The 15,991-nt window shown below is 43.5% G+C and carries 13 protein-coding genes; all 13 read left to right on the top strand.

Annotated features, from left to right (window positions below):
- Positions 1-23: 23 nt before the first annotated feature.
- The 13 genes from ileS (at position 24) to pyrE (ending at position 15,834) form a co-directional block, all read left to right on the top strand.
- Positions 24-2,777, top strand: coding sequence for an isoleucine--tRNA ligase (gene ileS / locus MKY84_RS10155; RefSeq protein ID WP_342525888.1), 2,754 nt, complete (start codon positions 24-26; stop codon positions 2,775-2,777).
- Between the two features lie 97 nt (positions 2,778-2,874).
- Entirely contained in the window at positions 2,875-3,351 is a 477-nt protein-coding gene (gene lspA, locus MKY84_RS10150) for a signal peptidase II (protein ID WP_342525887.1), read from the top strand.
- Entirely contained in the window at positions 3,348-4,259 is a 912-nt protein-coding gene (locus MKY84_RS10145) for an RluA family pseudouridine synthase (protein ID WP_342525886.1), read from the top strand. Before lspA ends, MKY84_RS10145 begins: the two co-directional genes overlap by 4 nt.
- A 205-nt stretch (positions 4,260-4,464) precedes the next feature.
- A complete protein-coding gene (pyrR, locus tag MKY84_RS10140) occupies positions 4,465-5,001 on the top strand; it encodes a bifunctional pyr operon transcriptional regulator/uracil phosphoribosyltransferase PyrR (protein WP_342525885.1) in 537 nt (178 codons plus the stop codon).
- A 16-nt stretch (positions 5,002-5,017) separates the two neighbouring features.
- Positions 5,018-6,292 carry a solute carrier family 23 protein gene (locus MKY84_RS10135; protein WP_342525884.1) on the top strand — a complete coding sequence of 425 codons (1,275 nt, stop codon included), beginning with the start codon at positions 5,018-5,020 and terminating at the stop codon, positions 6,290-6,292.
- A gap of 124 nt (positions 6,293-6,416) precedes the next feature.
- Complete coding sequence (locus tag MKY84_RS10130) at positions 6,417-7,298, top strand: aspartate carbamoyltransferase catalytic subunit (RefSeq protein ID WP_342525883.1); 882 nt, start codon at positions 6,417-6,419, stop codon at positions 7,296-7,298.
- Positions 7,295-8,566 (top strand): dihydroorotase, encoded by a 1,272-nt coding sequence (locus MKY84_RS10125; RefSeq protein WP_342525882.1) that lies wholly within the window; start codon positions 7,295-7,297, stop codon positions 8,564-8,566. Before MKY84_RS10130 ends, MKY84_RS10125 begins: the two co-directional genes overlap by 4 nt.
- Positions 8,560-9,660 carry a carbamoyl phosphate synthase small subunit gene (locus MKY84_RS10120; protein ID WP_342528883.1) on the top strand — a complete coding sequence of 367 codons (1,101 nt, stop codon included), beginning with the start codon at positions 8,560-8,562 and terminating at the stop codon, positions 9,658-9,660. The genes MKY84_RS10125 and MKY84_RS10120 overlap by 7 nt, the downstream gene beginning before the upstream one ends.
- The gene (gene carB, locus MKY84_RS10115) at positions 9,653-12,850 is read left to right on the top strand and encodes a carbamoyl-phosphate synthase large subunit (protein ID WP_342525881.1); all 3,198 of its coding nucleotides are present in this window, start codon (positions 9,653-9,655) and stop codon (positions 12,848-12,850) included. Before MKY84_RS10120 ends, carB begins: the two co-directional genes overlap by 8 nt.
- Positions 12,847-13,614 (top strand): dihydroorotate dehydrogenase electron transfer subunit, encoded by a 768-nt coding sequence (locus tag MKY84_RS10110; RefSeq protein WP_342525880.1) that lies wholly within the window; start codon positions 12,847-12,849, stop codon positions 13,612-13,614. Before carB ends, MKY84_RS10110 begins: the two co-directional genes overlap by 4 nt.
- Complete coding sequence (locus MKY84_RS10105) at positions 13,611-14,522, top strand: dihydroorotate dehydrogenase (protein ID WP_342525879.1); 912 nt, start codon at positions 13,611-13,613, stop codon at positions 14,520-14,522. Before MKY84_RS10110 ends, MKY84_RS10105 begins: the two co-directional genes overlap by 4 nt.
- Positions 14,519-15,220, top strand: a complete 702-nt coding sequence (pyrF, locus tag MKY84_RS10100; protein ID WP_342525878.1) for an orotidine-5'-phosphate decarboxylase — start codon at positions 14,519-14,521, stop codon at positions 15,218-15,220. The genes MKY84_RS10105 and pyrF overlap by 4 nt, the downstream gene beginning before the upstream one ends.
- Positions 15,217-15,834: an orotate phosphoribosyltransferase gene (gene pyrE / locus MKY84_RS10095; RefSeq protein WP_342525877.1), complete on the top strand. Its 618-nt coding sequence runs from the start codon at positions 15,217-15,219 to the stop codon at positions 15,832-15,834. The genes pyrF and pyrE overlap by 4 nt, the downstream gene beginning before the upstream one ends.
- Positions 15,835-15,991: the final 157 nt, after the last annotated feature.

Raw genomic sequence — 15,991 nt, 5'->3', positions numbered from 1 at the left:
GTCTAAAAAAGGAGAGATTGATTATGGAGTATAAAAATACCTTATTAATGCCTAAAACAGAATTTCCCATGCGCGGAGGTCTTCCAACTAAAGAGCCTCAGATCCAAGAAATGTGGAAAGAAAAAGATATTTATGCAAAGAACTTAGAGCGCACAAAAGATCGTCCTAAATTTATTTTGCACGATGGACCTCCTTATGCCAATGGAGACCTTCATATCGGTCATGCGTTGAATAAAGTATTGAAAGATATGATTGTGCGTTACAAATCGATGTCAGGATTCCAAGCGCCTTACGTACCTGGTTGGGATACGCACGGCCTTCCGATTGAACAAGCTCTTACAAACAAAGGCGTTAAGCGTAAAGAGATGACGGTAGCAGAATTCCGCAAACTATGTGAAGAATATGCCTACGAGCAGATCAACAATCAGCGCGAGCAGTTCAAGCGTATTGGTGTAACTGGCGATTGGGACAATCCTTATGTGACTCTTGAACCTAAGTTTGAGGCGCGCCAAATCCAAGTGTTTGGTGAGATGGCTAAAAAAGGCTATATCTATAAAGGATTGAAGCCAGTTTATTGGTCACCGTCATCAGAATCCGCACTTGCTGAAGCAGAAATCGAATACAAGGATAAAAAATCTCCTTCTATCTATGTAAGCTTTGAAGTAACGGATGGTAAAGGAGTACTCGAGCAAGGTGTTCGTTTCATCATTTGGACGACGACACCATGGACAATTCCAGCAAACCTTGGTATCTCTGTACATCCTGACTTTAGTTATGTGCAGGTTCGTGCAAATGACAAGTCATTTGTCGTAGCTAAAGATTTACTTGAAGAAGTGAGTACTGTATTAGGATGGGAATCCTATGAAGTGGAGCATACGTTTGAAGGGAAGCAATTCGACCGTATCGTTACGAAGCATCCTCTATATGACCGTGAATCATTGGTAATGTTAGGGGAGCATGTGACAACTGAATCTGGTACAGGTTGTGTCCATACCGCTCCAGGGCACGGAGAAGACGATTTCCATGTAGGGAAACTGTATGGCTTAGATGTATTATGTCCGGTCGATGATCGTGGCGTAATGACTGCTGAAGCACCAGGATTTGAAGGACTGTTTTACGATGAAGCAAATAAACCAATTACTCAAGCTTTAGATGAAGCAGGTGCATTAGAAAAATTAACGTTCTTTACTCACTCGTATCCACATGACTGGCGTACTAAAAAACCAATTATCTACCGTGCTACAACTCAATGGTTTGCATCTGTTGAAGCATTCCGTCCTGAGCTTTTAGAGGCGATTCGTCAAACAAAGTTCACTCCGGCTTGGGGAGAGACGCGCTTGTTCAATATGATTCGTGATCGTGGAGATTGGAATATCTCGCGTCAGCGTGTGTGGGGAGTGCCAATCCCAGTGTTTTACGCTGAAGATGGAGAACCGATCATTGAAGAGCAAACTATTCAACATGTCTCTGAGTTATTCCGTGAGCACGGATCAAATATTTGGTTCGAGTGGGATGCAAAAGACTTGTTGCCAGAAGGTTACACGCATAAAGGTAGTCCTACTGGACGATTTACTAAAGAACTAGACATCATGGATGTATGGTTTGATTCCGGCTCAACGCATCAAGGTGTGCTCGCTGAAAGAGAAGACCTTCAGTTCCCAGCAGATCTGTACTTAGAGGGCTCTGATCAGTACCGCGGTTGGTTCAACTCATCTCTCATCACAAGTGTGGCTATGTTTGGCCATGCGCCGTATAAAGGCTTACTAAGCCACGGATTTGTTTTGGATGGCGAAGGCCGCAAGATGAGTAAATCTGTCGGAAACGTCATCGTACCTTCTAAAGTAATGAATCAATTAGGTGCAGATATTTTACGCCTGTGGGTAGCATCGGTCGACTATACAGCGGATGTTCGGGTATCAGATGCTATCTTGAAGCAAGTTTCAGAAGTCTACCGTAAAATTCGCAACACACTTCGTTTCTTGCACGGAAATGTGCATGACTTCAATCCTGCGACAGACCGTGTAGCAGTTGAAGATATGCGTGAAGTGGATCGTTATATGTATGCGAAGTTACAACAAATGATTGATACAGTAAAAACTTCGTATGAAAATTACGAGTTTTCAACGGTTTATCACACAATTAACAACTTCGTCTCTACAGAGCTGAGTGCCTTCTATCTGGACCTTGCCAAGGATGTTGTTTACATTTACGAAGCAGATCATCCAGATCGTCGTGCCATGCAAACCGTGATGTATGATGCGCTTGTAGCACTAGTTAAACTGTTAACACCTATCTTGCCACACACTGCAGATGAGCTTTGGGGCTTCATGACGCATGAACAGCAAGAAAGCGTTCAGTTGACAGACATGCCAGAAGCTACTGAAGTGGCTGATGCTGATGTGCTTGTAGCAAAGTGGGAAAAAGTATTAGATGTGCGAGATGATGTGCTTAAAGCACTTGAAATGGCTCGTGCAGAAAAGAAAATTGGTAAATCTTTAGAGGCACATGTACAGTTATTCGTTAGAGATAGTGTGAAAGACTTGTTCATGGATGATTCTATCGATTATGCACAACTGTTCATCGTTTCTGGCTTTACACTAGCTGGAACAATGGAAGAAGCACCTGCAGATGCAATTGCTTTAGACCATTCTGCGGTAGTCGTAACCTCAGCTGAAGGTGAAAAATGTGAGCGTTGTTGGACGATTTCTACAACAGTTGGAGAAAGTGCAGATCACCCTACATTATGTGCGCGATGTGCAGCAGTTGTTTCGATCTAATTGAATGCGACCTCTCCCATCTGGGAGGGGTTTTGTTTTTCTCTAATTGATACAAAATTGTGGTACACTTAACTACATGTAAATGGAGGGTTTGACTGTGTGGATTTACTATTTAATCGCGTTCATCATTATTAGTGTCGACCAATGGACTAAATGGTTGGTCGTTCAGCATATGCAACTAGGGGAGCGCATTGCGCTTGTGGACCCTTATCTTGGCCTTTTATCTCACCGCAATCGCGGAGCAGCATGGGGTATGCTTGAAGGACAAATGTGGATCTTTTTTATTGTCACAACCGTAGTAGTAATTGGTATCATCTACTACTTTCATAAACACGCTACAAATCAGCCTTTATTTCAACTAGGTCTGATGATTTTACTAGGTGGGGCAATTGGTAATTTTATTGACCGATTGTTTCGCGGGGAAGTAGTGGACTTTGTAGATGTCCTTATTCCTGTGATCAATTATGATTTTCCTATTTTTAATGTTGCGGATGCAGCTTTAACAGTAGGTGTAGTACTTATTTTTATTTTCATCCTACTAGATGAAAGAAAGCAGAAAAAGGTGAAGAAATGAAAAAGTTCGAACTAATTATTACAAAAGACCAGCATCGAGAGCGCCTTGATAAGATTCTTATAAGTGCAGACGCTGATTGGTCTCGTACACAAATTCAAAATTTAATGAAACAAGAACTAATTCTTGTTAACGGTGAAGTTGTTAAATCAAATTACAAAGCTTCAGAAGGCGATGTTGTGGCCGTTCAAATCCCTGCTCCAGAAGAGTATGAAATTGAATCAGAAGATCTACAGCTTGAAATCGTTTATGAAGATGCAGATGTAGCTGTCATCAATAAACCAAAAGGCATGGTCGTTCACCCAGCTCCAGGTCATTTGAGTGGGACACTGGTAAATGGACTAATGCACCAGATTAAAGATCTGTCGGGCATTAATGGTATCATGCGCCCAGGAATCGTTCACCGAATCGACAAAGATACAAGTGGACTTTTAATGGTTGCTAAAAACGACAAAGCCCATAAATCGCTTGTTGATCAGCTTGTAGCCAAAACAGTTACACGTAAATATACAGCACTTGTGCACGGTCATATTGCACATGATAAAGGGACAGTCGATGCACCGATTGGTCGTGATACACGTGATCGTCAAAGTATGAATGTTGTAGATAAAGGGAAACATGCTGTCACTCATTTTGAAGTGAAAGAGCGTTTCGGCGGAATTTATACATTAGTAGAGTGTCGTTTAGAGACAGGACGCACACATCAAATTCGTGTGCACATGAAGTTTATTGGGCATCCATTAGTGGGAGACCCAAAATATGGACCGAAAAAAACGCTTGATGTTGGTGGGCAAGCCCTTCATGCAGGTGTCTTAGGGTTTACTCATCCTACAACTGGTGAGTACCTAGAATTTGAAACACCATTGCCAACTCCTTTTGAAGAGTTATTGTCTGAATTAAACAATAACTAGCCATAAGCTAATTCTTCTTGTATACTGACTAAGATAACTAAATAAGGGTCCTTTAAAGACAGTCCAGAGAGGCTGAAAAGGCATACGGCTTCAAATGACGATGATACTGCGGTCTCATCATCATTTGGTTACTTTTTGCTATGCATATTCAACCTCTTAAGCGCTGCTTAAGAGGTTTTTTTGTACCCAAAAAAGGAGGAACGACATGGAAAAAGCAGTTTTATTAGACGAGCAAGCCATTCGGCGAGCACTCACTCGCATAGCGCATGAAATTATCGAACGTAATAAAGGAATCGATGAATGTGTTTTAGTCGGCATCAAAACAAGAGGGGCATTTATTGCCAAGCGTTTAGCAGAACGAATTGAGAGCATCGAAGGAAAGGCAATCCAAACTGGTGAGTTGGATATCACGCTGTATCGCGACGATTTAACAGTGAAGACGGAAAATCAACAACCATTAGTTAAACAAGTAGATATTCAGCATGATGTGACGAACAAAAAAATAATTCTAGTAGATGATGTGCTCTATACAGGACGAACTGTCCGAGCGGCGATGGACGCAATTATGGACGTAGGCAGACCTTCTCAGATTCAATTGGCTGTCCTAGTTGATAGAGGACACAGAGAACTGCCAATCCGAGCTGACTATGTAGGAAAAAACATTCCTACCTCGAGCGAAGAACGCATTGTTGTACGAATGGTGGAAAGTGACCAAGAAGATCGTGTACTTATAACGGAATAGAAAAGAGGAATTGTCTGTGTCTAGGGAAATTGGAATTGATGAACGTCCGGAGCTATCAAAGTGGATTATTCTAAGTCTACAACATATGTTTGCTATGTTTGGAGCAACCATTTTAGTACCTAAGCTTGTTGGCCTTAGCCCAGCTATCGCTTTGCTAACTAGTGGTATTGCAACAATCATTTTCATAGCCGTTACTCGTTTTCAAGTACCTGCTTACTTAGGGTCATCTTTTGCTTTCATTGCACCTATTATGTTAGCGACTTCAACAGGTGGCGTGGGAAGTGCCATGATTGGCGCCATGTTCGTCTCACTTGTCTATGCAATTACAGCGCTTGTCATTTGGAAAACGGGCCATGCTTGGTTCATGAAAATATTACCCCCAGTGGTTGTTGGACCCGTAATTATGGTTATTGGGCTTGCGCTAGCTCCGGTGGCAGTCGATATGGCCATGAACATCGACACAAATGGAGATGGTGCCCGTGACACTTACAGCATGTTGCACTTTTCTGCAGCACTAGTCACATTAACGACAGCGATAGTTGTCCAATTACTTTTCAGAGGTCTGCTTGCGTTAATGCCAATCATTAGTGGAATCATCGTCGGTTACCTTTACTCCTTAGCAATAGGCATTGTAGATTTTTCAGCAGTACGCGAAGCAAATTTTCTTCAAGTACCTGACATCTTGTTACCTGGCGTAGATTATCCATTTGTAATTACCACTCAACTATTGCTTATCATGGTGCCTATCTCGATTGTTACCATATCCGAGCATATTGGTCATCAACTTGTTTTGGGTAAGATTGTTGATCGTAATTATATCGAAAATCCTGGATTACACCGATCCTTATTAGGGGATGGATTAGGTACTTTCTTTAGTGCTTTGATTGGTGGACCTCCAAAAACTACATATGGTGAAAATATTGGAGTCCTTGCCCTTACTCGGGTATTTAGTGTGGCAGTGATTTTACTAGCAGCGGTCTTCGCTATCATCTTCAGCTTCTTCGGACAGTTGATGGCAATGATTGATACAATTCCAGCAGCCGTGCTGGGGGGCATTTCGATTCTGTTGTTTGGGATCATCGCTTCATCCGGTCTGCGTATGTTAGTGGATAGCCAAATCGATTTCGGAGACTCCAGAAACCTGATCATTTCATCCATTATTCTTATCCTAGGAATCGGTGGAGCAATGGTACAGTTTTCAGAGACCTTCCACATCGAAGGAATGGCGCTTGCTTCTATAGTCGGTGTGTTATTGAATTTAATTTTACCGAAAACCAAAACTACATCATAACCTTTTAATTTCATCCGAGAGATGAGAAAGGGTATGGATATTCACGGGCCAATCAAGCCACGTGTCTTTCTGTATACCCTTTCCATCTAGGAGAGGGTTTTTTCTATAGAAAGGATGCGAGATGATGCGAGCATTGACTACAATTGAACAACTTTCAACTGACGAAATTCTCCAATTAGTGAAACGAGCAAGACAACTGAAAGCGGGAAGTCCTAGTCAAGTACCAACTGGCCTGACAGCAGCTAATTTATTTTTTGAGGCAAGCACGCGAACCAAAATGAGCTTTGAAATGGCTGAAAGAAAAGTGGGCTTGACCGTGTTACCATTCGAAGCCAACTTTTCAAGCGCATCTAAAGGAGAATCCTTATACGATACCGTGAAGACGCTCGAAGCAATCGGCGTAAATGTTCTTGTCATTCGGCATCCTGAAAATATGTACTTTGAGGCGCTAATAGGAAAAGTCAAACCGGTTATTATCAATGGCGGGGACGGTACTGGCAATCACCCTACACAAAGCTTGCTAGATTTGATGACACTACTTGATGAGTTCGAAGATTTACAAGGGAAGACCATTACAATTGTTGGCGATCTGGCGCATAGCCGAGTCGCGCGATCCAATGTGCAAGTATTATCACGTCTCGGAGCAAATTTGCAATTTGTTAGCCCTCTAGAGTGGCAAGCAGAGTTTCCAGTCCTATACAGCTTGGATGAGGCTTTACCAAACAGTGATGTGGTCATGTTACTTCGAGTGCAACATGAGCGCCATGATGAACATCAATCCTTTACGAAAGAGCACTACCACTCGCTATACGGAATGACGAAACAGCGAATGGATGCTATGCAAGAGCATGCCATCATCCTTCATCCTGCGCCATTCAATCGTGGAGTTGAGATTGCCGATGATGTCGTAGAAGGAAGTAAATCAAGGATTTTTAAACAGATGGAAAATGGCGTCTATATGAGAATGGCAATTTTAGAGCATCTACTGAAGGAGGAAGCGGAATGAAGAAAATGTGGACAAATTTGCAACGCTTGAATGAACAAGGGGAACTTGAAAACACAGCCCTGGTCCTTGAGAATGGACACCTAGTATCTTTTGAAGAGATAAATGATGCGGACGAAGTTTTAGATGGTGAAGGAAAATTGCTATTGCCTGGATTGATAGACATACATGTTCACCTGCGCGAACCGGGTGGGGAACACAAAGAAACGATTGAAAGTGGAACATTAGCAGCAGCCAAAGGAGGGTTTACAACACTTTGTGCCATGCCGAATACGCGTCCAGTACCCGATACTACAGAAACGATGAGCTGGTTGATGAAGCGCATTGAAGATACAGCCCATGTCCGTGTCCTTCCTTATGGTTCTATCACAATCCGCGAAGCAGGCAAAGAGTTAACAAATGCGGAAGACTTAAAAGCAGCCGGAGCGTTTGCGTTGACTGATGATGGCGTTGGCGTACAAAGTGCAGGCATGATGTATCAAGCGATGCAGCAAGCCGCCAAAGCATCCATTCCAGTAGTCGCTCACTGTGAAGACAACAGCTTGTTGTTTGGAGGTGTTATGCACGAAGGAATCAAAAATAAAGAACTTGAATTACCGGGTATTTTATCAGCATCTGAAGCGGTCCACATCGCGCGTGATATTTTGCTGGCAGAAGCGACAGGAGCACACTACCACGTCTGTCACGTCAGTACAAAAGAGTCTGTACGGGTCATTCGTGATGCCAAACGTGCAGGGATTCATGTGACTGCAGAAGTTTCACCACACCATTTAATGCTGTGTGAAGACGATATTCCTGAAAATGAGGCAAATTGGAAAATGAATCCTCCGCTACGAGGGAAAGAAGATCGACAAGCCTTGCTTGCAGCTCTCGAAGACGGAACGCTAGATTGCATTGCGACCGATCATGCACCTCACACGTCTGAAGAAAAGGCACATGGATTTGACAAGGCACCGTTTGGGATTGTCGGTCTAGAAACGGCCTTTCCACTTCTTTACACGCATTTTGTAGCAACAGGAAAATGGTCTTTGCAACAGCTTGTAGACTATCTAACAACAAAGCCAGCTAATGTCTTTAACTTGCCGTACGGTAAACTACAACTCAATCAACCAGCAGAATTCACACTGATTGATGTAAACGCAGAAAGAGCAATTGATACAACGACTTTTGTTTCAAAAAGCACCAACACGCCATTTGCAGGCTGGAACTGTAAAGGATGGCCAACGGAAACATGGTTTAACGGAAAATGTGTCTGGAGGGAACAATCATGAAACGTTATTTAATCTTAGAAGATGGAACAGTATTTGAAGGAACAGCATTCGGTTCACCACAGGAAAGTATTGGTGAAGTAATTTTTACGACAGGAATGACGGGCTATCAAGAATTCATCTCAGATCCCTCTAACTGTGCACAGATTTTAACACTTACGTATCCTCTAATCGGGAATTATGGAATTAATCCAGAAGACTTTGAAGCGATGACCATTACATTAGCAGGAGTTGTTGTACGAGAATGGGCGGAACATCCGTCCAACTTCCGCTCTAACCGAACGTTTGGAGAGCTTATGGAACAACGTAATGTCCCAGGTATTTCTGGGATAGACACACGCCAATTGACGAAGCTACTTCGTACGCACGGATCGTTACGCGGGAAGTTAACAGCGGCAGGTGAACAACCAGAGATTGACCGCATTGTTGCAGAGCTTAACGGCTGGTCATTACCGCACGATGAAGTCTCCCGAGTCTCTACACTTCGTCCCTACCCAAGTCCAGGAAGAGGGTCACGTGTTGTTATTATGGATTTTGGTATGAAGCACGGCATCTTACGTGAACTCAATAAACGAAATTGCGACGTGACGGTTGTGCCATACTCCACTACAGCAGCTGAAATTTTAGCGATGCAGCCAGACGGTGTGATGTTATCTAATGGACCTGGCGATCCAACAGACATTCCAGAAGCTATTGAAACGGTTCGCCAATTGATTCCTCAATTACCGATGTTCGGTGTTTGTCTTGGACATCAATTGATTTCACTGGCAAGTGGTGCCACAAGCTTTAAATTAAAGTTTGGACACCGTGGAGCCAATCATCCAGTCAAAGATTTAACGACAGGACGCACAGAGCTGACCTCTCAAAATCATGGGTATGCAATCGACATGAAGTCGCTTGAAAATACAGATCTAGAACTGACCCACATTGCGCTCAATGACCAGACAGTAGAAGGTGTAAAGCACAAGAAGTACCCGGTATTTTGTGTACAATTCCATCCGGAAGGTTCAGCTGGACCAGAAGATTCCGTACACTTATTTGATCAATTCATTGACTTGATGCAACCAACTACGAAAGCGGGGAAACAACATGCCTAAACGTCAAGACATTAAAACCATTTTAGTAATTGGATCAGGTCCCATCGTCATTGGACAAGCTGCTGAATTCGACTATGCGGGTACTCAAGCCTGTATCGCACTTCGAGAAGAGGGCTACCGCGTCATACTTGTCAACTCCAACCCGGCTACAATAATGACTGACACAGAAATGGCTGACAAAGTGTATATGGAGCCGCTAACACTTGAATTCGTCTCAAACATTATTCGCAAAGAGCGACCAGATGCACTGCTTCCAACACTAGGTGGTCAAACAGGTTTGAACATGGCAATAGAGCTTCATGCTTCTGGGATTTTAGAAGAATTGAATGTTGAAATACTAGGGACAAAACTTGATGCCATCCATCAAGCAGAAGACCGCGATCTATTCCGAACATTAATGAATGAACTTGGTGAGCCGGTTCCTGAAAGCACCATTATTCATAATCTAGACGAAGCAAAAGTGTTTGTGCAGCATATCGGGTATCCGGTAATTGTACGACCAGCCTTTACATTAGGCGGTACAGGCGGCGGGATTTGCCACAACGATCAAGAACTTGCAGAGATTGTTTCCAGCGGCTTGAAGTATAGCCCAGTAACGCAATGTTTATTAGAAAAATCTATTGCAGGCTTTAAAGAGATTGAGTACGAAGTGATGCGAGACTCGTCTGACAATGCCATTGTTGTTTGTAACATGGAAAACTTTGATCCTGTAGGGATTCACACGGGGGATTCGATTGTAGTCGCGCCAACTCAGACGTTAACGGATCGTGAAAACCAAATGCTACGCAACGTTTCTTTAAAAATAATACGCGCCTTGAAAATTGAAGGGGGCTGTAATGTTCAGTTAGCGCTAGACCCAGACAGCTTCCAATATTACATTATCGAGGTAAACCCACGTGTCAGTCGTTCATCGGCACTTGCTTCAAAGGCTACAGGCTATCCAATCGCCAAACTTGCAGCAAAAATTGCAGTGGGCTTGACGCTAGACGAAATGATGAATCCTGTTACGGGCAAAACGTACGCCTGTTTTGAGCCTGCACTTGACTATATCGTGGCGAAAATTCCACGCTGGCCATTTGATAAGTTTGAATCTGCTAAGCGAAATCTCGGAACTCAGATGAAGGCAACGGGAGAGGTTATGTCTCTAGGGCGCTCATTTGAAGAAGCTATATTAAAATCAATCCGTTCACTTGAAACTGGCCACATGCACTTAGAGATGAAAAATGCAGATCAGATTACGGATGAGTGGATCATCAAGCGTATTAAGCGAGCTGGAGACGAGCGTTTATTCTTCATCGGGGAAGCACTACGCCGTGGTATGACCGTCGACCAAATTCATGACTGGAGTCAAATTGATTTATTCTTCCTTTACAAGTTAAAGGGAATCGTCGACTTCGAGGCAATACTGGCGGAACAACCGGGTGACCGTGAAACACTATATCAAGCTAAACGAATGGGGTTTGCAGATGTCACAGTTGCAAAGCTTTGGAACTGGACTGAACAACAAGTATATGACTTCCGCAAAGAACAAAACATGTTTCCCGTCTATAAAATGGTGGATACTTGTGCAGGTGAATTTGAGTCAGAGACGCCTTATTTTTACGGCACTTACGAACAACAAAATGAATCTATCCGCAGTGAAAAACCTAGCGTTATCGTGCTTGGCTCTGGGCCGATACGAATTGGGCAAGGAGTGGAATTTGACTACGCCACTGTTCATTCGGTTTGGGCAATTCAAGAGGCTGGTTATGAAGCCATTATTATTAACAACAATCCAGAGACTGTTTCCACAGATTTCTCCATCTCAGACAAGCTCTATTTCGAACCATTAACGCTAGAAGATGTCATGCACATCGTCGAACTTGAACAACCGCTTGGAGTCATTGTCCAGTTCGGAGGACAAACGGCTATTAATCTAGCAGCAGGATTAGAAGCTCGTGGCGTGAAAATTTTAGGGACAAGCTTAGAAGATTTAGACAGAGCAGAAAATCGAGATAAATTTGAAGTGCTACTTCGTGAAATAGGCATTCCTCAACCAGAAGGCAAAACAGCCGTATCCGTTGAACAAGCGTTAGCAAATGCCAAAGTAATAGGTTTCCCAGTGTTGGTTCGCCCATCTTATGTGCTGGGTGGTCGTGCCATGGAGATTGTTTATAACGAAGAGGAACTGAAGCATTATATGGAGCACGCTGTGCAAGCAAGTCCCGAACATCCAGTGCTTGTCGATCGCTATTTAACGGGGACAGAAATTGAAGTGGATGCCATATCAGACGGTGAATCAGTTGTTATACCGGGAATCATGGAGCATATCGAGCGAGCAGGAGTTCACTCGGGTGATTCGATTGCAGTCTATCCACCACAAAACCTCTCCGCACGACATTTAGAACAGTTAGTTGACTATACGACACGATTAGCACGAGCGCTTAAAACGGTAGGATTGTTAAATATCCAATACGTTATCTCGCGTGATGAAATCTACGTCCTTGAGGTAAATCCGCGAGCCAGTCGCACAGTGCCATTCTTAAGCAAAATCACAGGAATTCCAATGGCCAACTTAGCGACTAAAGCGATTTTAGGGAAATCCTTAATTGACATGGGTCACACGCCAGGCCTAGCCCCAATCCAGCCAGGAGTGTTTGTAAAAGTACCGGTATTTAGTTTTGCCAAGTTACGCCGCGTAGATATCACACTTGGACCTGAAATGAAATCGACGGGTGAAGTGCTAGGAAAAGATCGAACGCTTGAGAAGGCCTTATATAAAGGTTTAGTTGCAGCGGGTATGGCCATGCAGCCTTACGGAACCGTTCTTATGACGGTGGCTAATAAAGATAAACAAGAAGCAGCCAACCTTGCCAAACGTTTTCATGCTATCGGTTTCCGCGTACTAGCAACTGAAGGAACAGCCACAACGTTTAAACAACAGGGTATTCCTGTACAAAGCGTTAATAAAATCGGTGACGCTGGTGAGACACTTGTGGATGTCATCCAATCCGGAAAAGCGCAATTTGTGGTCAACACGCTGACAAAAGGCAAGCAACCTGCCCGAGATGGTTTCCGTATACGACGAGAAGCAGTGGAAAATGGCGTGCCAATTTTAACATCTCTTGATACAGCTGAGGCTATTTTAAGAGTCATGGAATCGATGACATTTACGACCGAAACGATGCAACCTGTGGAGGTGCGCAGATGATTCGAACTGGTTTAATGGAAATTGTACGTCACAAAGAAATAGCAGACCGTGTTTTTGAAATGACGGTCATTGGTCAACAGACGACAGCTATGCAACAACCTGGTCAATTTGTTCACATCCGTATTGCTGAACATAGTGAACCACTTTTAAGAAGACCAATTAGTATTTGTTCAATAGAGCAAGAGACATTAGAATTCACTATGATCTACCGAGTGGACGGAAGAGGTACCCAATTGCTTTCTCAGAAGCGTCCAGGAGATTCAATCGATGTGATGGGTCCGCTGGGAAATGGCTTCCCAGTCGTGGCTTCTCCAGAAGTGCATGCATTTTTAATAGGCGGGGGAATTGGTGTACCACCCCTCTATGAACTAGCAAAGCGTTTGGCTGAGTCGGGTGTAAAGATGACGATTATTCTAGGTTTTCAGTCTAAAAAAGATGTTTTTTACGAAGAACAATTCAAGGAGTTCGGAGATACATTCATTACGACAGTTGATGGCTCACACGGTTTACCAGGGTATGTAACAGATCAACTAGCACTTCTGCAAGAAGTACCATCCATTTACTACAGCTGTGGACCACATGCGATGCTCCATGCAGTGGAAGCAGCCTTACCAAACATTCCAGGTTTTCTTTCTTACGAACAACGAATGGGTTGCGGTATCGGAGCTTGTTTTGCATGCGTTTGTCCAACAACTAAAGGAAACGGGGATTATGTGAAAGTTTGTTCTGATGGTCCCGTATTCCAAGCGGGGGTGATTGCATGAATTCTTTAGCCGTCCAATTACCTGGTCTTGATTTACGCAATCCCATCATGCCTGCATCCGGTTGTTTTGGATTTGGTCAAGAATACGCACAGTTTTATGACTTGTCTTTATTAGGCGCTATCATGATCAAAGCGACTACAGAACAAAGTCGCTTTGGTAATCCCACACCACGAGTGGCAGAGACGTCTTCTGGCATGTTAAATGCAATCGGGTTACAAAATCCTGGTCTTGCTCATGTAATGGAACACGAGTTACCATGGCTAGCAGCGCATGATGTTCCCATCATTGCAAATGTAGCAGGCTCTGAAGTTGAGGATTATGTGGCGGTAGCCAAGCAGATTTCAACGTCTCCGAATGTAAAAGCACTCGAATTAAATATTTCTTGTCCCAATGTTAAATGTGGAGGAATCGCCTTTGGCACGGATCCTGAAATTGCAGCTTCGTTAACAAGAGCGGTGAAAGAAGTTTCTAGTGTGCCTGTTTATGTAAAATTATCACCAAATGTCACCAATATTGTGGACATAGCAAAAGCTGTAGAACAAGCAGGTGCAGACGGCTTGACGATGATTAACACACTGCTTGGCATGCGCCTTCATGAGAAAACAGGAAAACCTGTTTTAGCCAATAAGACAGGTGGTTTATCAGGTCCTGCAATCAAACCGGTTGCCTTACGTATGGTCTATGAAGTGTATCCTCATGTGTCCATCCCAATCATTGGAATGGGCGGCGTTCAGACAACTCAAGACGTCATTGATTTCTTATCAGTTGGTGCATCAGCAGTAGCAGTTGGGACGGCCAATTTTGTTGATCCGATGATCTGTCCAACACTAATCGAGGAATTGCCACATGCTCTTCATGACCTTGGCTATAAATCGGTTACGGACATTGTCGGGAGGTCGCATCGATGACACGGCCAATCATTGCCTTAGACTTTGCTACCCCGCAGGAAGTGCAAGGTTTTCTCAGGAATTTTTCACAACAACTGTATGTGAAAGTGGGCATGGAATACTATCTCCAAAATGGACCAGACGTTATTCGGTCATTAAAAGAACAAGGTCATTCCATTTTTCTTGATTTAAAGTTACACGACATTCCAACAACGGTTCATAAAGCTATGAAAGGACTTGCAGGTCTGGGAGTAGATATGGTAAATGTGCATGCGGCAGGTGGGATAGAGATGATGCGTGCGGCTAAGGAGGGTCTTATTGAAGGAAGTAGCAGTGAGGTCCCAAAGTTGATTGCTGTTACACAACTGACCTCGACAACTGAGCTTCAGATGCAACAGGATCAATTGATTCAAAGTTCTCTTCTCGAGTCTGTCTTACATTATGCAAGTTGTGCGCACAAAGCGTCTTTAGATGGGGTAGTGTGTTCTGTCCACGAGTCTACTATGTTACGCGAAAAGCTAGGATCAGAGTTTTATAAAGTAACTCCTGGCATTCGCTTAGCAGGGGGCGAACAGCACGACCAAAAAAGAGTTGCGACGCCAGCAGATGCCAAAACACTTGGTTCAACTCACATCGTAGTTGGGCGGGCTATCACGGCATCGAGTGATCCCGTGGCTGCCTACCATCAAATCAAACAAGAATGGAGCCGATCTGTATGACAACGAAAGCGGCACATGCCTTATTAGAAGCACAAGCAGTTCAACTTTCTACAGACCCGCTTTTCACTTGGGCATCTGGTATTCAATCACCAATTTATTGCGATAATCGTTTGTTAATGGGCTATCCAAAACTTCGCGCAGAAGTAGCAGAAGAATTAACGAGTTTGATTCAAACCCATTTTTCGGAGTGTCAGGTTGTAGCAGGAACAGCTACTGCTGGAATTCCTCACGCGGCATGGGTCAGTACAAATCTGCAATTGCCGATGGTCTATGTGCGCTCGAAGGCAAAAGAGCATGGACGGGGCAATCAAATCGAAGGTAAACTGGACAGTGGACAGAAAGTGGTCGTTGTCGAAGATTTGATTTCGACAGGAGGAAGCAGTATTACTGCAGTGGAAGCATTGAAAGAAGCAGGGGCGGATGTACTTGGCGTCATCAGCATTTTTTCATATGAACTCCCGAAAGCGCAAGCGGCATTCCACTCACTTGGCGTCCCTTATTATTCATTGACGAATCTAAATGAATTGCTTACAGAGGAATCAACTCTGTCGACGGAAGACCGAGAATTCATTCAATCTTGGCATGCCGAATTGAAGCGCAATAGCTTGAAATAAAGAAAAGGACTGGGTTTGCTCGAGGAGAGCGTGCCCAGTCCTTTTCAATTTATCGAAAGTTTTTTCAATTAGTTTCCATAAAACGACTTCGTTCAGTTAAATCTGAATTTTGTCGAATAAAACCCAATTAGGTACGATGAAAACCACTTTGCGTACA

The organism is Chryseomicrobium sp. FSL W7-1435 (genome assembly GCF_038595005.1).
Taxonomy (GTDB): domain Bacteria; phylum Bacillota; class Bacilli; order Bacillales_A; family Planococcaceae; genus Chryseomicrobium.
The sequence above is the reverse complement of the archived record's forward strand: the minus strand, read 5'-3'. Positions and strand labels throughout refer to the sequence as shown.